The organism is Nonomuraea mangrovi (assembly GCF_042681425.1).
GTDB lineage: Bacteria > Actinomycetota > Actinomycetes > Streptosporangiales > Streptosporangiaceae > Nonomuraea > Nonomuraea mangrovi.
Genome location: NZ_JBHUFV010000033.1, coordinates 25,431 through 45,633 on the forward strand (window position 1 = coordinate 25,431; position 20,203 = coordinate 45,633).

Here is a 20,203-nt window from a genome sequence, read left to right on the forward strand (position 1 = left end):
CGTCGCCCGGCCGGGGAATCAGTCCACGATCTCGTGGGGGAGACCGAAAAGGCCGGGGTCGGCGGTCAGGAACGAGACGACCTCGGCGACCTTCGTGCCGCGCAGGGCGAGCAGGTCGAGCCCTCCGAAGACGTAGGCGGCCCTGTCCTCGTCCCACCGGTAGGTGCCGAACGCGAACTGCCCGTTGGCCCTGGCGGGCAGGAACCGCCACCGCAGGCTCATCGGCGTGCCGGCCAGGAAGGTCCTGATGGCGTCACGACCCTCGAACCATTCCGGCAACGGCGGCATCGAGTACCTGGCGTCCTCGGTCAGCATCGCCACGATCGCCTCGACATCGCCCCGTTCCCATGCCGCGGCGTACCGGTCGGCCAGCCTGCGGACCTCGTCCTCGTCCACGGAGCGCGGCACCGCCTGCCGCCCGGTCTCCTGCGGCCCGAGAGCCGCGCGGGCACGCTGCAAGGCGCTGTTGACCGACGCGACCGAGGCGTCCAGCAGGTCCGCGACCTCCCGCGCCGAGAACCCGAGCACCTCGCGCAGGACCAGGACGGCCCGCTGGCGGGCGCCCAGCCGCTGCAGCGCGGCGACGAAGGCGAGCTCCACGCTCTCGCGTGCCGCGTACCTGGCCTCGGGACCGAGATCCGCCGAACCGGCCGGCCGGTCGGGGTAGGGTTCCACCCACGCCCTTTCGACCAGGGGCGCGCCGGGACCGAGGTCCGCGGGAAGCTCCCTCCTGCCGCGCGTCTCGATCAGCGTGAGGCAGCGGTTGGTGGCGATCTTGTACAGCCACGGCCGGAGCGAGCCACGCTCGTCGTACCGCCCCAAGGCACGCCAGGCTCGCACCAGCGTCTCCTGCGTCACGTCCTCGGCGTCGTGGAAGGATCCGAGCATGCGATAGCAGTGCGCGTGCAGCTCGGCGCGGAACGGGTCGACCAGCAGCCCGAAGGCGGCCGTGTCACCGGCCCGCGCGGCATCGAGCAGTCGCGCCGCGAGGACGTCGTCGCCAGGCATCCGCCCACCTCGTCGGTCCACGCCCGTGAAGGGCCCTGACCAGCCTAGCCCCGGCTATCCCTCCCGGTGGTCAAGGTGGATCAGGCCAGGTGGAAGCCCGGGAAGGGGCAGGCCGCGCAGCCGCATGCCCGCCCGCAGGTAGGACAGCCGCTCGGCCGCGTGTTCGGCGTGCTCGCCATGGACGCGAGCCGCCTGGGCCCACGCGTCCTCGTGCGGGCCCGCCTCCTCGCCGACGTGCTCTCTGGCGGCCGCGGCGGCGCCGGTCCTGGCGCACCAGTCGTCGACGAGCCGCCGGTGCTCGCGCAGCAGCCGCAGCTCGGCGCGGGCGTCGGCGCCCTCGTCGTGGTCGTCGAGGAGCGGGGCGGTGCCGTCGAGCCAGAAGACCGCTTCCTGTGAGGCCGCCTCGACGCCGGGAAGGATCTCCACGGTGTCGGCGCGGCCGAGCGGGGCCAGCAGGAGCAGGGGCGGCGTGCGGAGGGCGTGGGCGAGCACGAGGAGCTCGGGCAGGGTCATCGAGGCCCGATGGCCGCTCTCCAGCTTGGCGAGGTTCGCGCGTTCGAGCGGGTAACCCAGCCCGGTGCAGCGGTCGGCGAGGGCCTGCACGCTCAGGCCTCTGCGCCTGCGGTGGTGCCTGATGTTCTCGGCCACCTGGCGGGTGTAGGCGGCTGTCCAGCGGGTGGCGCTCGTTCCCGGCACGAAGGGTCCCTTCCGGCTCAGGGTGGACGACCGGCGGGCTCACGCTAGACGATCTTGAGCGTTCGGCACAACCGGAGTTGACCGCCCATCGTCATGACGGGAAGCCGGGGTCCACGAGCGCAAAGACCGGCAGGCTTTCGAGAAGCGGGCCGGCGGTGACCGTTTCGAGGCCGAGGCAGACGTTTCGGCGCGCCGACGCCGGGCGGGACGTGGTCCCGCCCGGCGTGGACGCGAGAGGTCGGCGACGTGGCACGGCGTCACCGGGTGTCAGCGCTTGCCGTACCTCTGGTTGAACCTCTCCACCCGGCCCGCGGTGTCGAGCACGCGGCCGCGTCCGGTGTAGAACGGGTGGCTGGCGGAGGAGACGTCCACGTCGACCACGGGGTAGAGGTTGCCGTCCGCCCACTCGACGGTCTTCGCGCTCGTCGCGGTGGACCTGGTCAGGAAGGCGTAGTCGGCGCTGGCGTCCCTGAAGACGACGGGACGGTACTCGGGGTGCAGGTTCTTCTTCAACGTTCCTCCTTGAAGGTGACGTGCCGGCGGACGACCGGGTCGTACTTGCGCACGTGCAGCCGGTCGGGGTCGTTTCTTCGGCTCTTGGTGGTCACGTAGGTGTAGCCGGTCCCGGCCGAGGACCTCAGCCTGATCACTGGCCGCTGGTCGTTCCTTGCCATCTCACACCCCTCGTGAAAACGATAACCGTTTCAACTGCGGACGGGCGTACGATATTCCCGTCACCGACCACCTCTGGAGTCCTATAGACTGGCTACGCGCCGAGAGCGCAAAGGGGCTATAGCGCAGTTGGTAGCGCACCTCCATGGCATGGAGGGGGTCAGGAGTTCGAGTCTCCTTAGCTCCACCGTCAGCGAACGGCCGGTGAAACCGTCACCGGCCGTTCGTTATTCCATGGGATGATCGTTCCCGTGTCCGCCCGCCTTTCCCTGCGCCTCGCGCGTGCAGCGGCCTTCGCCGCAGTGTGCGTGCTGCTGGGCGTCGTGGCCCACGCGGTCGCGGGCGGTGCCGTGGCGGGTGGCACGGCGGTGCTCGGCTTCGCGGTGTCCATGGCGGCGGGCCTGCCGATCGCGGGGCGCGAGCGCGGACTGCGCGTGATCCTGCCCCTGCTGGCCGCTGTGCAGGCCGTGCTGCACGTGATCTTCTCCACGGCCCACGAGCCCGACCCCGTGCAGATCCTGACGGGCCACGCCCACGTGGGAGGGCTGGCACCGGGGTCCGGCATGCTGCTCATGCACTGCTGGGCCGTCGTCATGACCGCCATCTGGCTGGCCAGGGGCGAGGCCGCGCTGTGGGGGCTGCTGCGCCGCCTCGGGGCGCGGCTCGTGCGCCTGCTGCTCGCCTGGCCGGCCGTTCCGGGCCCGCGCCCGCTGACCGGCTTCGCCGAGCCGGCCGTGCTGCGGACGGCGACGCTCCATCGAGGGATCAGCGAGCGGGGGCCTCCTCTGTCGAGGGCTCGATAACGCCATCCGGGCGGCCGTTCTGGCTGGCCCGGCGCTTGCCGTACCCCCGAACACAGAGGACATCATGTCTCGCTTCGCCATGCTCGCCGCCGCCTGCCTGATGGTGGCGGCCTGCGGAACACAGAGCCCCGCCGCACGACCCTCGTCCGCCGCCGCCCGCGAGCCCGGTTACCCGGTGACGATCAAGAACTGCGGCCAGGACTACACCTTCCCCGCCGGCCCCCGCCGCGTCGTCGTCATGAACGGCGGGTCGATCGGCGAGGTCTCCTCGCTGCTCGCCCTCGGGCTGGGCGACCGGATCCTGGCCAACCTCCAGTCCTACGGCGCCTCGGACGAGCCCGGCAGGGCCGAGGCCGTGGCCGCGCTGCCCACCGGCGACTTCAAGCGCACCAGCTTCAACGACATCCCTCGCGAGTCGATGCTCGGGCTCAGGCCCGACTTCGTGCTGGCCACCTCGGGCCGCCAGTTCGAGCCACGCGACGGCTTCGCCACCCGGGAGGAGCTGCGCGCCGCGGGAGCGCCCACCTACACGCCGGAGAGCACCTGCGGCGTGGGCGTCCGGCAGGACCAGTCGATCGAGGACAGCTACACGCTGCTGCGCGACCTCGGCCGGATCTTCCAGGTGAGCGACAGGGCCGAGCAGCTGATCGCGGAGTCGAAGCGGCGGATCGCCGCCGTCTCGGCCAAGGTCGCGGGTAGGCCCAAGCCCAGGGCGATGCTGATCATCCCCGGCATGACCATGGGCTCGAACGCCTTCAGCTCGATCGGCGCCAAGGGCATCTGGAACGACATCTTCGCCAAGGCGGGGGCGGTCAACGCCTTCGAGAACACGACGGACGACCTGTTCACCAACCTCAGCAAGGAGCAGGTCGCGGCCACCCAGGTCGACGTCGTCGTCATCGTCGACTGGCTCAACCCCGACCCCGACGCGGAGGCGAGGAAGCTGTTCGCCCAGTTCCCCCACTGGGGCAAGCGCTACGTCGTCCTCTCCGACTCGGCCTATGTGGCGCCGAACAACGCCACGGCCGTGGAGAAGATCGCCAAGGTCATTCACCCGGAGGCCTTCTGACATGCGCCTGCCTCTGCTGCCCAGTGTGGTCGTGCTCGCGGCCGCGCTGGCCTTCGCCATGGTGGTGGCGATCGGCATCGGCTCGGTGAACGTCCCGATCGCCGACACGTGGCACATCCTGACCGGCGGCGCGGGCGCCGATCCGATCCAGGACCAGATCATCTGGCAGTACCGCCTGCCCAGGGTCCTGCTGGCCGCGCTGGCGGGAGCGGGGCTGGCGGCCGCGGGCGTCGTCCTGCAGGCGCTCGCGGGCAACCCGCTCGCCGATCCGCAGGTGCTCGGCGTCTCCTCGGGCGCCTCGGTCGGCGCGGTCCTGGTGATCACGCTCGGCACCGGAGCGGCGGGCGGCCTCGGCGTCTCCTCCGCCGCCTTCGTCGGCGCGATGGGCGCCGCCGTGCTGGTGTTCGTGCTGGGCCAGCAGCGCGGCAGGCTCACCCCGACGCGCCTCGTGCTGGCAGGGGTAGCCGTCGGCTACGTCCTGCTCGCCGTCACCAGCTACATCCAGCTCCAGGCGACGCCCAACGAGCTCGGCGCGGTGATGTTCTGGATGCTCGGCAGCGTCGCGGGCGCCCAGTGGGACCAGCTCGGCCCGATCGCCGCGCTCGTGGCCTGCTGCGGGGTCTTCATCACCCTGTACGGCAGGCGGCTCAACGCCCTCGTCACGGGCGAGGAGTCGGCCACCGCGCTCGGCCTCAACGTGCGGCGCGCCCGCGTGGGCCTGCTGGCCGCCTCCTCGCTGCTGGTCGGGGCGGTCATCGCGGTCGCGGGCGGCATCGGCTTCGTCGGCCTGATGATCCCGCACGTGGTCAGGCTGTGCTTCGGCACCGACCACCGCAGGGTGGTGCCCGTGTCGGCGCTGGCCGGCGCGGTCTACCTGGTGCTGGTCGACCTGCTGTCCAGGACCGTCGACGCGCCGAACGAGCTGCCGCTCGGCATCCTCACGGCGGTCTTCGGCGCGCCGTTCTTCCTCTGGTTGCTGCGCCGCGACAGGAGCGTGACGGCGTCATGAAGCTGCTCGTGGACGAGGTCGCGGTGACGCTCGACAGCACGCCCGTGCTGCGCGGCGTCAGCGTCGAGGTGGAGCCAGGGGCGATCGTCGGCCTGGTCGGGCCCAACGGCAGCGGGAAGTCCACGCTGCTGCGGGCCGTCTACCGGTCACTGCGGCCCGGCCAGGGCGCCGTACGGCTGGGCGGGACCGACGTGTGGGCGATGTCGGCCCGCGAGTCGGCGCTGCGCACCGCGGCCGTGCTGCAGGACAACACCATCCCCGCGGGCATGACCGTGGCGGAGGTCGTGGAGCTGGGGCGTACCCCGCACAGTCGTGCCCCCTACAGCCGTGTTCCTCACAAGGACGGCGGGCGCGAGCCGGTCGAGGAGGCGATGCGGCGCACGGGGACGCTGGCGCTGGCGGGGCGGCCGTTCGGCGCGCTGTCGGGCGGCGAGCGTCAGCGGGTGCTGCTGGCCAAGGCGCTGGCGCAGAGCCCGCTGCTGCTCGTGCTCGACGAGCCGACCAACCACCTCGACATCAGGGCCAGGTTCGAGCTGCTCGAGCTGGTGCGGGAGCTGGGCGTGACCACGCTCGCCGTGCTGCACGACCTGGATCTGGCGGTGCGCAGCTGCGACTCGCTGGTCGTGCTGCACGAGGGTCGTGTCGCCGCGGCGGGGCATCCGCTCGAGGCGCTCACGCCCGGCGTCCTGAGCGGCGTGTTCGGCGTGGTGGGGGAGGTGGCCGCGCACCCCGACGGGATCGTGCGCGTCACCTACGCGGCCAGGCCGCTCGCCGCCACCGCCCTCGTTCCGTCCTAGCCCTCGCTCCGTCCTGGAGAGTGGGGGCGCGGGGATCCCGCGCCCTCACCGGGTGAGGCTCTGGAGGTGGCTGCGCAGGACCCGGGTCATGGTCCCGGCGTCCATGCGGTCGGGGTGCAGGACGGCGTGCACGGTCAGCCCGTCGATCAGCGCGCACAGCCGCTCGACCTCCACCTCCAGGTCGACGTCTTCCCTCAGGCGGTCGCGCCTGCGCGCGCCGTCCAGCACCCTGAAGACCAGGTGGCGCAGGCCGTCGTAACTCTCCTCGGCGTGCGGGCGCAGTTCGGGGCGGGTGCGGGCGGCTGTCGCGAACGCCAGCCAGATCGTGGCCTCCTCGCGCCGCCGCTCGTCGAGGGGGAGCAGCTCGGCCAGCATCGACTCCGCGACGGGGAGGCGGTCGCCGACGGTCTCCAGCCTCTCGACGTGCTCGAGGAGCCGCCGCACCACGCGCTCGTTCATCGCCTGCATCGCGAAGACCATCAGCTCGGTGTGCCCCGCGAAGTAGTGCCTGACCGAGCCGATGGCCAGCCCCGCCTCCTCCGCGACGTTGCGCAGCGAGGCCTGTTCGAGCCCGTCGCGGCGCACGACGCGGAAGACGGCCTCCACGACCTCCTCGCGGCGGGCTTCCGGATCGACGATTTTCGGCACCTTCCTTTTATAGCACGACCCTGCTAATTTATTTGGCATGACCGTGCTAAATATCGTGCTGATCGTCGGGCTGGTCGGCTACGTCGTCGTCAGGCGCATGATCGGCGAGCCGCTGAACGCGCGCGACGTCTACGTCCCGCCCCTCGTCCTCATCGGCCTCGGGATCCACGCGCTGTCCGCCGTGGCGCTCACACCTGTCGACGTGCTCTGGCTCGTGATCAGCGGCCTGGTCGCGCTGGGCTTCGGCGCGATGCGCGCCTCGACGACGGGACTGTTCGAGCGCGAAGGCGTGCTGTGGCAGCGCTACACCTGGCGGACGCTGGTCGTCTGGGTGGTCTCCGCGGCGGCGAGCATCGGGGTCGGCCTGCTGGCCACGCGATTCGGCCTGCACGAGCAGGCGCGGCCGATCTCGCTGTCCATCGGCGTCGGACTGGCGGGGGAGGCGCTGGTGACGGCCGTCCGCGCGCGAGTGATCGGCGTGCCGTACGCGAACTAGAATATTGTTATGTCCGAGAATCTGATCTTCCGCCTGCCCCCCGCCTTCGACAACGTGGAAGAGGAGCGGCGCCACCGCAAGGAACGCCTCGCCGCCGCGCTCCGCGTCTTCGGCAAGTTCGGGTTCGAGGAGGGCGTGGCCGGCCACATCACCGCCCGCGACCCCGAGCTCACCGACCACTTCTGGGTCAACCCGTTCGGGATGTCGTTCAAGCACGTCAGGGTCAGCGACCTCATCCTCGTCAACCACGAGGGCAAGGTGGTCGAAGGGCGCTACCACGTGAACGAGGCCGCCTTCGCGATCCACTCCCAGGTGCACCAGGCCAGGCCCGAGGTGGTCGCGGCCGCGCACAGCCACTCGGTGTACGGCAGGGCGCTGTCGGCGCTCGGGCAGACCATCGAGCCGATCACCCAGGACGCGTGCGCGTTCTACCAGGACAACGGCCTGTTCGACGACTACACGGGCGTGGTGACGGACCTGGAGGAGGGCAAGAGGATCGCCGCCGCGCTGGGCTCGCACAAGGCGGTCGTGCTGCGCAACCACGGGCTGCTGACGGTGGGCGACAGCGTGGACGCCGCGGCGTGGTGGTTCATCACGATGGAGCGGTCGGCGCAGGTGCAGCTGCTTGCCAAGGCGGCGGGACAGGTGGTGCCGATCTCGCACGAGAACGCGGTGCTGACGCATCAGCAGATCGGCAACGACCTGGTGGGGTGGATCAACTACCAGCCGCTGCACGACCAGATCACCAGGGAACAGCCCGACCTGTTCGAGTGACCCTCGCCCTCCGCCGATCTCCGGCAGGCGCGTGGTGGGGCGAGGCGCGCTCTCGGAGATGCGCGGTCAGGTGGGCCAGGAGACGGCGGAGTCGGCCCAGCGGTCCAGGAGGACCTGGTCGTGGCTGATCGCCAGGACCCCCGCCCCCGTTCGCGCCTGGTAGGACCGGACGACCGCGACCAGGTGCGCCTGCGTCGACGCGTCCAGCATCGTGGTCATCTCGTCGCAGATCAGGTACTTCGGCTCCAGCGTCAACGCCCGTGCCAGGCAGGCCCGCTGGAGCTGCCCGTCCGACACCTCGTGGGGCCGCCGGGTCAGCAGGTCGCCGGTCAGCCCGACCTCCGCCGCGAGCTCCTCCACCAGCGAAGGCGCGGGACGGCCCGCGGCGGCCGGTGGCTCGGAGATGATCTGGCGCAGCGTCAGCCGCGGGTCGACCGCCGTTCTCGGCTGCTGGTACAGCAGCGCGACGCGCGTTCGCAGCCGCCTGGGAGCGCGCTGCCGCCACCGCGTCACGGCCGTCCCTTCGAGGCTCACCCCGCCCGACAACGGCCGCAGCAGCAGCGACAACACCCTGGCCAGCGTCGACTTGCCGCACCCGCTCGGCCCGCCGAGCCCCACGGTAAGGCCCTGTGGCACCTCGATGGAGACGCGCGACAGCACGGACGCCCGCCGTACCCGGCGGTGATGTCATGAGCGGCGAGCATGTCCTGCATCCCTGAGCGGATGGTGGCACGAGACCCCTGCGGCCATCGCGGGCTGCGTGGCGCAGGCGGCGCCCGCGTGCCGGCAGCGGCGCGCGAACGCGCACCCCGGCGGCAGCGCGGTCAGCTCGGGCGGCATCCCGGGGACGGCGACGAACTCCCTGTCCGGCTGGGCGGCGACGAGCCCCGCTGTGTAGGGGTGGCGGGGGCGCTCGAGGATCTCGGCGGCGGGTCCCGCCTCGACCAGGCGGCCGGCGTACATCACGGCGATGTCGTCGGCGACCTGCGCGGCGGCGCGCAGGTCATGGGTGATGACCAGCACCGCCCTGCCCTCTTCGCACAGCTCGCGCAGCACGGCCATGGTCCGCTCCACCAGCGGCCTGTCCAGGCCGCTGGTCGGCTCGTCGGCGATCAGCAGGCCAGGGTCGCCGGCCAGGGCGATCGCGTTGGCCGCCCGCTGCGCCATCCCGCCTGACAGCTCGTGCGGGTAGCGGTCGAGGTCGCGCGGGGCCAGGCCGAACCGCTCGGCCAGCTCGTCGGCGCTCCGCGTGGATCCCAGCTCGCCGAGAGCCTCCCGCAACTGCGCTCGCGCGGTGCGGACAGGTGTGAGGTGCGTGGCGGGGCTCTGCGAGATCAGCCCGATCTCGCGCCCGCGCACCCTGCCCGAGAGTACGGCGGGCGTCGCCGACAGCAGGTCGAGCGACCCGTCGAGCACCGCGCGCCCCGACACGCGGGCGTTGGCGGGCAGCAGCCCGAGCAGCGCGTGGGCCAGGACCGACTTGCCGCACCCCGACTCGCCGACGAGCGCGAGGCACCGGCCAGGCCGTACGGAGAAGGTCAAGGGTCTCGAACTCCGAGCTGATCGCGATGACGAAGGCGTCGCCGGCGGGGGCCGGGCCCGTGGAGGGAGCGGTAACGGCGGACAGGGAGACGACGGCGAGCAGCGTGCTCACCCAAAGGGCGGGTCGCATGATTATTTGCAACTAGCTGCGCCTGAACGTCTGCCGGTAGGCCAGCGGGGACACGCCCACGGCGGCGTGCAGATGCTGCCGCAGCGAGACGGCTGTGCCGAAGCCCGAGCGCCTGGCCACCTGGGCCACCGCGAGGTCGGTGGTCTCCAGCAGATGGCGCGCCTGCTCGACCCGCTGGAGCGCCAGCCATCTGGCGGGGCTCAGGCCCGTCTCCTCGCGGAAGCGCCGGGTGAAGGTGCGCACGCTCATCCGCGCGTGCTCGGCCAGCGCGGCCAGGTCGAGCGGCTCCTGCAGGCGCTCCAGCATCCAGTCCCTGGTCGCGGCGGTGCCACTGCCGTTGGCCTCGGGAAGCGGCCGGTCGATGTACTGCGCCTGGCCCCCTTCCCGCCATGGCGGCATCACGCAGCGGCGGGCCGTACGGTTGGCCACCTCGCTGCCGTGGTCGCGGCGGATCACGTGCAGGCACAGGTCGAGCCCTGAGGCGACGCCCGCGGAGGTGAGCACGTCGCCGTCGTCCACGAACAGGACGTCGGGGTCGAGCAGCACCTTGGGGAAGAGCCTGCGGAAGCGGGAGGCGTTCATCCAGTGGGTGGTGGCCGGACGCCCGTCCAGCAGTCCCGCCGCACCCAGCACGAACGCCCCCGTGCAGATCGACATCACCCTCGGCCGCCCCTGCAGCGCCTCTCCGAGCGCGGGCGGGATCGTGCCGGTGAGCATCGCGGGCCCGCCGTGGACGCCGGGCACCAGTACGGTGTCGGCGCTGTCGAGCACCTCGAGGCCGTGGTCGGGCAGCACGCGGTAGCCCGCGTTCGTCCTGACGGGGGCGCCGCCGACGGAGCAGGTCACCACCTCGTACAGATGGTTGCCGTCGCGGTCGCGTGCGGCCCAGAAGACCTGGCCGGGAATGCCCAGATCGAGCGGGGCGAAGTCGTCCAGGACGACGACAGCGATCCGATGCGCCATGGCCTGATTCTTTCACATATTGGCTATCCGGCCACTCGCGCCGCTTTTAGCTGGCTGTGGAAGATGGTCGGCATGAAGTTGCACCGCGCGTGGCTGGTGGCGGGGGTCGCGTTCGTGGCGATCATCGGCGCCGCCGGGTTCCGCGCCACCCCTGGTGTCCTGATCAACCCCCTCCAGGAGGAGTTCGGCTGGTCGAGCGGAGAGATCTCGCTCGCCGTCTCCGTCAATCTCGTCCTGTACGGCCTGACCGCGCCCTTCGCCGCCGCCCTCATGGACCGCTTCGGCATGCGCAGGGTCGTCTCGGTGGCGCTCACCCTGGTCGCGCTCGGCAGCGGTCTCACCGTCTTCATGGGGGCCAGCTGGCAGCTCGTGCTTTGCCGGGGGCTCCTGGTGGGCCTCGGGACCGGCTCGATGGCGCTGGTGTTCGTCGCGACGGTCACCGACCGCTGGTTCGTCCGGCACCGCGGTGTCGTCACCGGCATCCTCACCGCCGCGGGAGCGACGGGACAGCTCGTCTTCCTTCCCGTCCTCGCCTGGCTGGCCGAGGGCCCGGGCTGGCGGATCGCCTCCCTCACCGTCACCGGCGCGGCCCTGCTCGTCGCGCCGCTGGTATGGGTGTTCCTGCGCGACCATCCCGCCGACGTCGGCACGACCGCGCTCGGCGCGACCGCCGCCGTCAGGCCGGAGCCGCCCACGGTCAACGCGGCGGTCAGGGCGCTGAGCGTGCTGCGATCGGCGGCCAGGACCCGCGCCTTCTGGTTCCTCGCCGGCGGCTTCGCCATCTGCGGCGCGAGCACCAACGGCCTGGTCGGGACCCACTTCATCCCCGCGGCGCACGACCACGGCATGCCCCAGGCCACGGCGGCGGGGTTGCTCGCGCTCGTCGGTGTCTTCGACGTCGTCGGCACCGTCGCCTCCGGCTGGCTTAGCGACAAGGTCGACCCGAAGGTGCTGCTCGGCGTGTACTACGCGCTGCGCGGCCTGTCGCTCATGGTGCTGCCCGGCCTGTTCGCCGCGTCCGCCGAGCCCAGCATGCTGCTGTTCATCGTCTTCTACGGCCTGGACTGGGTGGCGACGGTGCCGCCGACGGTGGCGCTGTGCAGGAGGATCTACGGCTCGGACGGCGCGGTCGTCTTCGGCTGGGTCTTCGCCTCCCACCAGGTCGGCGCCGCGGTCGCGGCCGTCGGCGCCGGGCTCACCCGCGACCACATGGGCGCCTACGACCTGGCGTGGTACGTGGCCGGCGCGCTGTGCCTCCTGGCGGCGGGGATGTCGATGGCCATATCGTCGCAGGCTCCTCGCTCCCGCATACGGCATGCTGGGACCCATGATGGTGCTCCCTCTGGTGGTCAGGATCGAACGCGCGACCCCTCCCGAGCGAACTGACGCCCTCGAGGCGACCGCCATGGCCGTGCTCGACCTCCTCGCCGACCCCGGCGAGTGGGAGGAGGACCTGGAGACCTGGCAGTCGACCGGCAGGATCCGCAAGGTCGTGCGCAGGGCGCGCGGCGCCGAATGGCGCAGGGCGCTCGCGCTGCCCGGCCGTACGATCGAGCACCGCACGGCGGAGGTGCGCGTCTATCCACCGGTGCCCCTGGACGACTGGCCGAAGGACCTGGCCCGGTTGCAGGTCGGCGGGACCGAGCTCGTCGACACCGGTGAGCCAGGTCCCGCCGAGCCGCCGGTCCTCTGGGAGAACCCGGCGCTGCGGATGTCGGCGGGCAAGGCGATGGCACAGGCGGGCCACGCCGCCCAGCTCGCCTGGTGGGCCAGCGCGCCCGAGGAGCGGCAGACATGGCGCGAGCAGGGGCTGAAGGCGTCCGTGCGCCCCACCAGCGACTTCGACGCCCTGGCGGTCAGTGGCCTGCCGGTCGTGCGCGACGCCGGGTTCACCGAGATCGCACCGGGCTCGTGCACGTTCGTCGCGGACGTGCCGTGGCTGCGCGTCAGATCGTGATGATGTCGGCCAGCACGCCGCCCTCGGGGGTCAGCCTCTCCGGGGCGGGGCTGTCGTAGACGACCATGAGCCTGCCGTCGCCCAGCACGGCCATGCCCTCGGGATGGTCGCAGCCCACACCGTACGGCAGGTCCCTCACGAACGTGGGCTGCCCCTCGCCGCTCCACAGCATGAGCGTGGCGGGCCCGTCCAGGCTCATGCTCGGGCCGGCCAGGATCAGCAGCCCGTCCCCGTAGGGGCACAGGTCGCGCACGCCGAGCCCGCCCATGTCGAGGAAGTGCTTGCGGAAGGACCTGAGCCGCAGTCGGCCACGGCCGGAATCCTGCACGTCGAGCTCGAGCACGACCCCCCACCCGCGCAGCACCGGCCCGCGCAGCCCGAGGAAGACCCGCTCGCCGAGCAGCGCGACGCCCTCGATGTCGAGGCCGTTGTCCTTCCCAGGGATCGCGGTGAAGGGGCCCAGATGCGGATCGTCGGCGAGCACGTCGGCCAGCCCGGTGAGGACCGCCCCCTTGCCCACCGCGTCGGGGCCCTCCAGCGGCAGCCGCACCACGATGAACCTGTTCGGCTCGCGGATGACCGTGGCCAGCCGTCTGGCCACCTTCTCCGGGTCGGCCGGCTTGGCCTTCCTGCGCTTGAGGCTGTGCGAGCCGACCGCCCACAGCACGCCGTCCGTGTTCGCGATGCCCTCGATGTCGGCCTCGTCGTCCCTGCCCGCGGGCAGGTCCACGTAGTCGGCGAGATGGAAGGTGCGCTCGTGGTCGTAACGCTCGCCTGTCCAGGTCAGGCGCTCGATGGTGGCGGTCTCGTCGCCCGCGACCCACAGACCGGAGGCGTCGACGCGCAACGCGGACAGGTTCGTGTGCGTTTGCGCTTCACGTGACGCGTGGTCAAATCGGAGTTCCACCATGGCCGCTTTCTACACGTAATCCGGCGATATGTCGTACGCTCCCGATCGTGCTCGATGGGGAGAGTGGGGCCGCAGGGCCTCAGGTTAAGTATCAGGCGAGGCCCACAGGCTCTCCGCTCAAGCGCAGTCGCCTGGGTGACCTGCGGATGCGCGTGGTCTACCGGGTGCTGGCCGTCGTGGCCGCGCTGGCCGTGGTCGTGGCGGGCGGGCTCGCCATCGCACTGTCAGGAGAGGCGGACGAGGTCGCCGCCCGGCCGGTCGCCGCGCCACCGGCCGTACCTTCCTCGTCCGCCCTCTCGCCACCCGCCTCACCAGCCCTCTCGGCTGATCCCTCGGCCGCGGCCTCAGCCCCGCCTTCGTCCGCGGCATCGGAGGATCCCGCCGCCGGTTCCGCCGACCCGCCGTCTGCCACGTCCTCCGCCGTCGCCGCGCCGGTCTCCTCGGCCGTTCCCTCCGACCCCTCGGCTTCCGGCGTCCCGGCCCCTTCTGCTTCCGGCGTCCCGGCGCCCTCCGCGACGCCGAGTCCAGGGGCGACCATCGCGCCCGGCTACACCGCGCTCGAGGCGCTGGCCGCCGACCGCAGGGTGCCGAAGCTGCCCGGCCGCATCAGGATGCGCGCGCTCCCGGGCAAGCCGGTCGCGACCAGCGGGACGATCAAGGACGTCAAGGCGGGCGTGTCCGTGCCCCGCCTGCGCGGCCCGTGGAAGCGGTACGGCGCCGCGCCCTTCACCTCCAAGCAGGTGCTGCCCAAGGCCGGTGCGAGCCCCAGGGCGATGCTGGTCAGCTGTCCCGTGCCGATCGAGGCGCAGAAGCGGCTGCGCGAGACCGCCCTGCTGGCCGCCCGATGGACCCTGAACCACCACCCCAAGGGTGCGGTGATCCGCTGGCTCGGCACCCAGCCGATCAAGAAGGGCTGGACCCTCTACTACCAGGTGAAGTACGGCAAGCGCTCCTCGGTCGCGGCCGTCGCCGTCCTCGACGCGGGGCGGGACAGGCCCGCGCTGGTCTTCGTCTCGATCCCCGACGCCCAGAAGAAGCGATGGGCCGACATCCGACGCGTCATGTCGGGAGTTCGTGTTCTAGGCTGACGAATGAGAAACGTGCGCACAGATGACCAAAACCGTACGGTTCGGTCAATTGCGTGCGTTTCTTATTGTGAAGCGACAGAGAATGCGGCGATGTTGGGGGAGTGACGCCGTGGCTGAGCGTTCGAGCTTGCCGAAGAAGGAGCCGGACAAGGAGCCCAAGCCGTGGCGTGCCGAGGGCTTGCCAGGGGGAGGAGCGGGCGGCCGGCCCAAAATCAACTGGTGGCGCTTCGTCATCACGCTGCTCGTGGTGTACGCGGGCTTTTTCCTGATCTCGTCGTTCTTCGACGACGGGCAGATGGAGACCATCTCCTACAGCCAGTTCACCAAGCAGGTGACGGGCGGCAACGTCAAGGAGGTCTACGCCCAGGGCTACTCCGTCACAGGAGACCTGAAGAAGGCCGCGACCGACCCTGACAGCTCCAACAAGTCGTACACCAAGTTCGTCACCGAGATCCCGGTGTTCGCCAACGACGAGCAGCTCTACCAGCAGCTGACCGCGGCGGGCGTGGAGATCAAGGCCGAGCCCATCAGCACGGGCAGCCGCGGTTTCCTGCTCAACCTGCTGCTGTCGCTGCTGCCGATCGCCGTCCTCGCGGCGCTGTGGATCTGGGTCATGCGGCGCGGCGCCAGCATGATGGGCGGCGGCGGGCTCGGCGGTCTGGGGAAGTCGAAGGCGGCCAAGCCGATCGCGAGTGACAAGATCCGCGTCACGTTCGAGGACGTGGCGGGCATCGACGAGGTGGAGAACGAGCTCGTCGAGATCGTCGACTACCTGAAGGACCCTGACAAGTACCGCCGCCTCGGCGCCAAGCTGCCCAAGGGCGTCCTGCTCGCGGGAGCGCCGGGAACGGGCAAGACCCTGCTCGCGCGAGCCGTCGCGGGCGAGGCCAACGTGCCCTTCTTCTCCGCCAGCGCGTCGGAGTTCATCGAGATGATCGTCGGCGTCGGCGCCTCGCGGGTGCGGGATCTGTTCGAGGAGGCCCGCAAGGTCGCCCCCTCGATCATCTTCATCGACGAGATCGACGCCATCGGCCGGGCCAGGGGCGGTGCCAGCGGCATCGGCGGGCACGACGAGCGCGAGCAGACGCTCAACCAGATCCTCACCGAGATGGACGGCTTCTCCGGGGCCGAGGGTGTCATCGTGATCGGCGCCACCAACAGGCCCGAGGTGCTCGATCCCGCGCTGCTGCGTCCCGGACGGTTCGACCGTACGGTCATGGTGTCCCCGCCCGACGCGGCAGGCAGGGTCGCCATCCTGCAGGTGCACACCAGGAGCGTTCCCCTCGACGGCGACGTGAGTCTGGAGCAGCTCGCCAAGACCTCGCCCGGCATGACGGGCGCGGACCTGGCCAACCTCGTCAACGAGGCCGCGCTGCTGGCCGCCAAGCGCGGCAAGGAGAAGGTCTCCTCGGCCGACTTCGCCGACGCGCTGGAGAAGCTGCAACTCGGCGCGGTCCGCTCGATCGTCATGCCGCAGGAGGAGCGCACGAGGACCGCCTACCACGAGGCGGGGCACGCCCTGCTCGGCATGCTCCAGCCGGGCGCGGACCCGGTCAGGAAGATCTCGATCATCCCGCGCGGCAGGGCGCTCGGCGTGACGCTGTCCACGCCCGATACCGACCGCTACGCGTACGACGAGAAGTACCTGCGCGGACGCATCATCGGCGCACTCGGCGGCATGGCGGCCGAGCAGGTCATCTACGGCGTCATCACCACGGGCGCGGAGAACGACCTCGAGCAGGTCACGATGATCGCGCGCGGCATGGTCGGCAGGTGGGGCATGTCGGAGAAGATCGGCCCGCTGACGATCCTGCCGAACGACGGCCAGCCACAGGCCGCCCCGCACACGCTCGCCGCGCTGGACGAGGAGGTGCGGCGGATCGTCGACGAGTGCTACGAGGCGGCCGTCAGGGTGCTCAACGAGAACAGGGACAGGCTGGAGGCCATCGTCGTGGCGCTGCTGGAGCAGGAGACGCTGGACGAGGCACAGGCTTACGCGGCGGCCGGGCTGCCGCGCGCCAACAGGCCGGCCATCGAGCCCAAGCCGCACTAGGGTCATCGAAGCGGGTCGCTCGACGGCCCGCTTTGACCCCTTTGTGGTCTTATCGGGGCATGGGTCCGGGCACCTTGCCCGGTGTGACTCTCAACGATGAAATCTTCGCCCGCCTCGGAGATCCCGGACTCGAGCAGATCGCCGGGTTGCTCGGCACCGACACCACGCAGGCCCGCACCGTGGTAGAGGCAGCGGTCACCACCATCGTCGGCGGCATGGCCTACAACACGGGCGAACCGCAGGGCGCCCAGGCCCTGCGCACGGCGCTGGACGACCACGTCGACAGGGACCCCTTCAGCGCCGATCCCTCCGACCTGGAACAGGAGGGGCGCGGCATCCTCGGCCATGTGCTCGGACGCCAGGGGACCGAGCAGGCGGCCGACGGGATCTCGCAGTTCGCCGGGCTCAACTCGGCGACGATCCTCAAGGTGCTGGCCGCGCTCGCGCCGATCGTGATGTCGATCCTGGCGAACAGGGCCAGCAGGCAGGGCATGGACGCGGGCGCGGTGGCCGACGACCTCAACAAGGAGCAGTCCACGGCTCCCGGCGGGATGAACGACGTGCTGGGCGAGCTGCTCAGGAGCATCCTGGGCGGTGGCGCCGGCGGAGCGGGCGCGGGCGGCCTGGGAGACCTGCTGGGCGGCCTGCTGGGCGGGCCGCAGCCCTCACCCGAGTCGTCCCGGCCCGAGCCGTCCGGGCCCCAGACGTCACAGGCGCGGGAGCCGGGACAGCAGGCTCCGGCGGAGCAGCAGGCACCGGGGCAGCGCCGGCCCCAGTCGGCTGATCAGGAGAACACCAACCCCGACTGGTGAGGCAGGCACCGCGGCGGGTCAGGGGAGCCTTGGTGAGGTCGGGCACCGCGGCGGCGCTCGTCTCAGGCGGCGGGTCAGGAGACAAGCGGCCCTGCGGGTGACGCCGGGTCCTGCCGAGGCCGGGGCGGGCAGGGACGGGGTCCCGTTAAACTGACCAGGTGATCGTGCTCGCCTCCGCCTCGCCCGCCCGTCTCGCCCTGCTCCGCAGCGCCGGGCTCGATCCCAAGGTGATCGTGAGCGGGGTCGACGAGGAGGCCTTCACCGCCGTCCTCGCCGCCGACCTGCCGCTGAAGCTGGCCGTCGCCAAGGCCCAGGCCGTCGCCGAGGGGCTCAGCGAGGGCCTGGTCATCGGCTGCGACTCCATCCTCGAACTGGACGGCAGGCCGTACGGCAAGCCTGGCACCGCGGACGAGGCACTGGCGCGCTGGCGGATGATGCGCGGCAGGACCGGGCGGCTGCTGACCGGTCACTGCGTGATCGACGTCGCCACGGGACGGCGGGCCGCCGAGGTGGCGTCCACGACGGTGCGGTTCGGCATGCCGTCCGAAGCCGAACTCGCCGCCTACGTCGCCAGCGGCGAGCCCCTGCACGTGGCGGGCGCCTTCACCCTCGACGGGCTAGGCGGCTGGTTCGTCGAGGGCATCGAGGGCGACCACGGCAACGTGCTGGGCATCTCCCTGCCGCTCGTTCGCGAGCTGTTCGCGGAACTCGGTTACGCGGTGACCGACTTCTGGCGCTAGTTTCTCCCCATGCGATCATTGCGGGAGTTCGCCGGTGGCATCGGGTTCTTCTTCCAGGGTGTCGGCTGGGTGGCGAGGAACGGCAGATGGTGGGCCTTCGGGCTCATCCCCGCGCTGATCGCGTTCGCCGTCTACGTCGCCGCGCTGGTCTACCTGGGCAACAACGCCAGCGAGATCGCCGACTTCCTCACTCCGTTCGCCGACGGCTGGTCTCCAGGGTGGCGCGACTTCTTCAGGGGAGCGCTCGGGGTACTGCTGTTCATCGGCGGGCTGGCGCTTGCGGTGCTGACGTTCACCGCGCTCACGCTGGCCATCGGGGAGCCGTTCTACGAAAAGCTGTCGGAGAAGGTGGATCCCCTGCAGGGGGCGGACGACGTGCCGTGGTGGCGGTCGATCCCGCGCTCGCTCAAGGACAGCCTGGTGACGCTGCTGTACGCGCTGATGTTCACGATCCCGCTGTTCTTCCTCGGGTTCGTGCCGGTCATCGGGCAGACGGTGGTGCCGGTGCTGGGCGCGCTCGTGTCCGGCTTCTTCCTGACGGTGGAGCTGACGTCGCTGGCGATGGAACGGCGGGGCATGAACCGTAAGGCCCGCTTCGGGGTGCTCCGCGCCAACAAGGCCCCCGCGCTGGGGTTCGGGGTGCTGGTCTTCCTGCTGTTCCTGGTGCCCTTCGTGGCGGTGATCGCGATGCCCGCGGCCGTGGCGGGGGCGGCCCTGATGGTGCGCTCGCGGCTTGCCGCCCTGCCTCCCGCGCATGCCTAGCGTGCCGGGAAACAGGCGTTGCCGGGAGACTGGAGCTGCCGGGAAACGGGCGTTGCCGGGAGACTGGAGCTGCCGGGAAACGGGCGTTGCCGGGAACCAGGGGGACACGGGAAACGCAGGAAACATCCTGGTAATACCGTCGTCGTACATTTTGTGGGTGAGGCGGGACTCATGAGGCATTGAGGGGAGTCCGGATGCGCGCACCACTTGTCATCGCAGTCGCCCAGCCTTCTTGCGTGCCGTACGACGTGGCGGCCAACGCGGCCGCGCACGCGGCGGCGATCCGCGCCGCGGGGGCCCGCGTGGTGGTGTTCCCCGAGCTCTCCCTGACGGGCTACCACCTCGACGCTCCGGTCATCACGGCCGTGGACCCCCGCCTGGCGCCCGTCGTCTCGGCCTGCGCGGACACGGGATCGCTCGCACTGGTCGGCGCGCCCGTCGCCGGAGAGGAAGGCGACCCGCACATCTCCATGCTGGCCGTCGACGGCGCCGGTGCCCGCGTGGCCTATCACAAGCTGTGGCTCGGCACCGCCGAGGCCGAACGGTTCGCCCCCGGTGCCAAGCCCGCCGTCCACGAGGTGGACGGGTGGCGGCTCGGCCTCGCGATCTGCAAGGACATGGGCGTGCCCCAGCACGCGTCCGACACCGCCGCCCTGGGGATCGACGTGTACGTCGGGGGCACGCTGAAGCACGCGGAGGAGACGGCGGTCCAGGACGAGCGCGCCCGCCGCGTCGCGATCGAGCACGGCGTGCGGGTCGCGGTGGCGAGCTTCGCGGGGTCGACGGGCGAGGGCTACACGGCGGCCGCCGGCCGCTCGGGCATCTGGTCCGCCGACGGCACCGTGATCACCCAGACCGGCCCGGAACCCGGCGCCCTCACCCGCGCCACCCTCCGCTGACCCGCGCTCCCCGCCATTCCCCGCCCGCACCGCACGCGCCTTCGCATGCCTCGCCTTCCGCGCCGTACGCGCCTTTGCATGCCCGGCCCTTTCCGGACTCGCGCGCACGGACCGTCACATGCACGCGTCTTCAGGGGCTTGTCCACGGTCGCACCTGGCGCCGTTCCACGCTCGCCGCCTCCGGTCGCCCGCGCCGGCCTCCGCTGAGAACGGTGGACTGCGCGCTCCTCACCTGCCGCCTTCGCATCGAGGAGGCCGGGATCGCCGCGCATCCGGCCACCCATTTCACGGCTCACCAGTACCACCACCATCCGTAGACCAGCCGGCGGGCACGACGCCCCATCCACGCCTTCCACAGGCCGCGGGTGGGACAGC

General features: G+C 71.5%; 23 protein-coding genes and 1 tRNA gene. 15 read left to right on the top strand and 9 right to left on the bottom strand.

Annotated features, from left to right (window positions below; translation table 11 throughout):
* Nucleotides 1-18: 18 nt before the first annotated feature.
* The 4 genes from ACFSKW_RS18625 to rpmG all read right to left on the bottom strand — a co-directional run bounded on the left by ACFSKW_RS18625 (nucleotide 19) and on the right by rpmG (nucleotide 2,378).
* Complete coding sequence (locus ACFSKW_RS18625; RefSeq protein WP_379573518.1) at nucleotides 19-1,008, bottom strand: sigma-70 family RNA polymerase sigma factor; 990 nt, start codon at nucleotides 1,006-1,008, stop codon at nucleotides 19-21.
* 54 nt (nucleotides 1,009-1,062) lie between these two features.
* Nucleotides 1,063-1,704, bottom strand: a complete 642-nt coding sequence (locus ACFSKW_RS18630) for a hypothetical protein (protein ID WP_379573519.1) — start codon at nucleotides 1,702-1,704, stop codon at nucleotides 1,063-1,065.
* 267 nt (nucleotides 1,705-1,971) lie between these two features.
* On the bottom strand, nucleotides 1,972-2,217 hold the full coding sequence (locus tag ACFSKW_RS18635) for a type B 50S ribosomal protein L31 (RefSeq protein ID WP_379573520.1): 246 nt from the start codon (nucleotides 2,215-2,217) through the stop codon (nucleotides 1,972-1,974).
* Entirely contained in the window at nucleotides 2,214-2,378 is a 165-nt protein-coding gene (gene rpmG, locus ACFSKW_RS18640) for a 50S ribosomal protein L33 (protein WP_379573521.1), read from the bottom strand. The genes ACFSKW_RS18635 and rpmG overlap by 4 nt, the downstream gene beginning before the upstream one ends.
* A gap of 112 nt (nucleotides 2,379-2,490) precedes the next feature.
* Here rpmG and ACFSKW_RS18645 point away from each other — a divergent pair.
* The 5 genes from ACFSKW_RS18645 (at nucleotide 2,491) to ACFSKW_RS18665 (ending at nucleotide 6,054) form a co-directional block, all read left to right on the top strand.
* A tRNA-Ala gene (locus tag ACFSKW_RS18645) sits at nucleotides 2,491-2,563 on the top strand.
* A 64-nt stretch (nucleotides 2,564-2,627) separates the two neighbouring features.
* Nucleotides 2,628-3,179, top strand: coding sequence for an MFS transporter (locus ACFSKW_RS18650; RefSeq protein ID WP_379573522.1), 552 nt, complete (start codon nucleotides 2,628-2,630; stop codon nucleotides 3,177-3,179).
* 64 nt (nucleotides 3,180-3,243) lie between these two features.
* Entirely contained in the window at nucleotides 3,244-4,248 is a 1,005-nt protein-coding gene (locus tag ACFSKW_RS18655) for an ABC transporter substrate-binding protein (protein WP_379573523.1), read from the top strand.
* Between the two features lies 1 nt (nucleotide 4,249).
* Nucleotides 4,250-5,257 carry a FecCD family ABC transporter permease gene (locus ACFSKW_RS18660; RefSeq protein WP_379573524.1) on the top strand — a complete coding sequence of 336 codons (1,008 nt, stop codon included), beginning with the start codon at nucleotides 4,250-4,252 and terminating at the stop codon, nucleotides 5,255-5,257.
* Complete coding sequence (locus ACFSKW_RS18665) at nucleotides 5,254-6,054, top strand: ABC transporter ATP-binding protein (protein ID WP_379573525.1); 801 nt, start codon at nucleotides 5,254-5,256, stop codon at nucleotides 6,052-6,054. Before ACFSKW_RS18660 ends, ACFSKW_RS18665 begins: the two co-directional genes overlap by 4 nt.
* A gap of 45 nt (nucleotides 6,055-6,099) precedes the next feature.
* On the opposite strand, the gene ACFSKW_RS18670 is transcribed toward ACFSKW_RS18665, so the two are convergent.
* A complete protein-coding gene (locus ACFSKW_RS18670) occupies nucleotides 6,100-6,702 on the bottom strand; it encodes a TetR/AcrR family transcriptional regulator (RefSeq protein ID WP_379573526.1) in 603 nt (200 codons plus the stop codon).
* 37 nt (nucleotides 6,703-6,739) lie between these two features.
* Here ACFSKW_RS18670 and ACFSKW_RS18675 point away from each other — a divergent pair, with 37 nt between their 5' ends.
* A complete protein-coding gene (locus tag ACFSKW_RS18675; protein ID WP_379573527.1) occupies nucleotides 6,740-7,198 on the top strand; it encodes a hypothetical protein in 459 nt (152 codons plus the stop codon).
* 9 nt (nucleotides 7,199-7,207) lie between these two features.
* On the top strand, nucleotides 7,208-7,972 hold the full coding sequence (locus tag ACFSKW_RS18680; protein ID WP_379573528.1) for a class II aldolase/adducin family protein: 765 nt from the start codon (nucleotides 7,208-7,210) through the stop codon (nucleotides 7,970-7,972).
* A 66-nt stretch (nucleotides 7,973-8,038) separates the two neighbouring features.
* On the opposite strand, the gene ACFSKW_RS18685 is transcribed toward ACFSKW_RS18680, so the two are convergent.
* The 3 genes from ACFSKW_RS18685 to ACFSKW_RS18695 form a co-directional block, all read right to left on the bottom strand.
* Nucleotides 8,039-8,632 carry an ABC transporter ATP-binding protein gene (locus tag ACFSKW_RS18685; protein WP_379573529.1) on the bottom strand — a complete coding sequence of 198 codons (594 nt, stop codon included), beginning with the start codon at nucleotides 8,630-8,632 and terminating at the stop codon, nucleotides 8,039-8,041.
* 27 nt (nucleotides 8,633-8,659) lie between these two features.
* Nucleotides 8,660-9,514 (bottom strand): ABC transporter ATP-binding protein, encoded by an 855-nt coding sequence (locus ACFSKW_RS18690; protein ID WP_379573530.1) that lies wholly within the window; start codon nucleotides 9,512-9,514, stop codon nucleotides 8,660-8,662.
* Between the two features lie 142 nt (nucleotides 9,515-9,656).
* Complete coding sequence (locus tag ACFSKW_RS18695) at nucleotides 9,657-10,607, bottom strand: GlxA family transcriptional regulator (RefSeq protein ID WP_379573531.1); 951 nt, start codon at nucleotides 10,605-10,607, stop codon at nucleotides 9,657-9,659.
* Between the two features lie 72 nt (nucleotides 10,608-10,679).
* On the opposite strand from ACFSKW_RS18695, the gene ACFSKW_RS18700 reads away from it, so the two are divergent.
* Together ACFSKW_RS18700 and ACFSKW_RS18705 are read left to right on the top strand one after the other, a co-directional pair.
* Nucleotides 10,680-11,993 carry an MFS transporter gene (locus ACFSKW_RS18700; RefSeq protein WP_379573532.1) on the top strand — a complete coding sequence of 438 codons (1,314 nt, stop codon included), beginning with the start codon at nucleotides 10,680-10,682 and terminating at the stop codon, nucleotides 11,991-11,993.
* The gene (locus ACFSKW_RS18705; RefSeq protein ID WP_379573533.1) at nucleotides 11,935-12,564 is read left to right on the top strand and encodes a peptidyl-tRNA hydrolase; all 630 of its coding nucleotides are present in this window, start codon (nucleotides 11,935-11,937) and stop codon (nucleotides 12,562-12,564) included. The genes ACFSKW_RS18700 and ACFSKW_RS18705 overlap by 59 nt, the downstream gene beginning before the upstream one ends.
* On the opposite strand, the gene ACFSKW_RS18710 is transcribed toward ACFSKW_RS18705, so the two are convergent.
* Nucleotides 12,554-13,411 carry a DUF3616 domain-containing protein gene (locus tag ACFSKW_RS18710; protein ID WP_379573534.1) on the bottom strand — a complete coding sequence of 286 codons (858 nt, stop codon included), beginning with the start codon at nucleotides 13,409-13,411 and terminating at the stop codon, nucleotides 12,554-12,556. The two genes, ACFSKW_RS18705 and ACFSKW_RS18710, sit on opposite strands and share 11 nt — an antisense overlap.
* A gap of 209 nt (nucleotides 13,412-13,620) precedes the next feature.
* Here ACFSKW_RS18710 and ACFSKW_RS18715 point away from each other — a divergent pair, with 209 nt between their 5' ends.
* The 6 genes from ACFSKW_RS18715 to ACFSKW_RS18740 all read left to right on the top strand — a co-directional run bounded on the left by ACFSKW_RS18715 (nucleotide 13,621) and on the right by ACFSKW_RS18740 (nucleotide 19,828).
* On the top strand, nucleotides 13,621-14,562 hold the full coding sequence (locus ACFSKW_RS18715; protein ID WP_379573535.1) for a hypothetical protein: 942 nt from the start codon (nucleotides 13,621-13,623) through the stop codon (nucleotides 14,560-14,562).
* Between the two features lie 109 nt (nucleotides 14,563-14,671).
* Entirely contained in the window at nucleotides 14,672-16,615 is a 1,944-nt protein-coding gene (gene ftsH / locus ACFSKW_RS18720; protein WP_379573536.1) for an ATP-dependent zinc metalloprotease FtsH, read from the top strand.
* A gap of 83 nt (nucleotides 16,616-16,698) precedes the next feature.
* The gene (locus ACFSKW_RS18725) at nucleotides 16,699-17,427 is read left to right on the top strand and encodes a DUF937 domain-containing protein (protein ID WP_379573537.1); all 729 of its coding nucleotides are present in this window, start codon (nucleotides 16,699-16,701) and stop codon (nucleotides 17,425-17,427) included.
* A gap of 158 nt (nucleotides 17,428-17,585) precedes the next feature.
* Nucleotides 17,586-18,167: a Maf family protein gene (locus tag ACFSKW_RS18730; RefSeq protein ID WP_379573538.1), complete on the top strand. Its 582-nt coding sequence runs from the start codon at nucleotides 17,586-17,588 to the stop codon at nucleotides 18,165-18,167.
* Between the two features lie 9 nt (nucleotides 18,168-18,176).
* A complete protein-coding gene (locus tag ACFSKW_RS18735; RefSeq protein WP_379573539.1) occupies nucleotides 18,177-18,929 on the top strand; it encodes an EI24 domain-containing protein in 753 nt (250 codons plus the stop codon).
* Between the two features lie 194 nt (nucleotides 18,930-19,123).
* Nucleotides 19,124-19,828, top strand: a complete 705-nt coding sequence (locus ACFSKW_RS18740) for a carbon-nitrogen hydrolase family protein (RefSeq protein ID WP_379573540.1) — start codon at nucleotides 19,124-19,126, stop codon at nucleotides 19,826-19,828.
* Nucleotides 19,829-20,203: the final 375 nt, after the last annotated feature.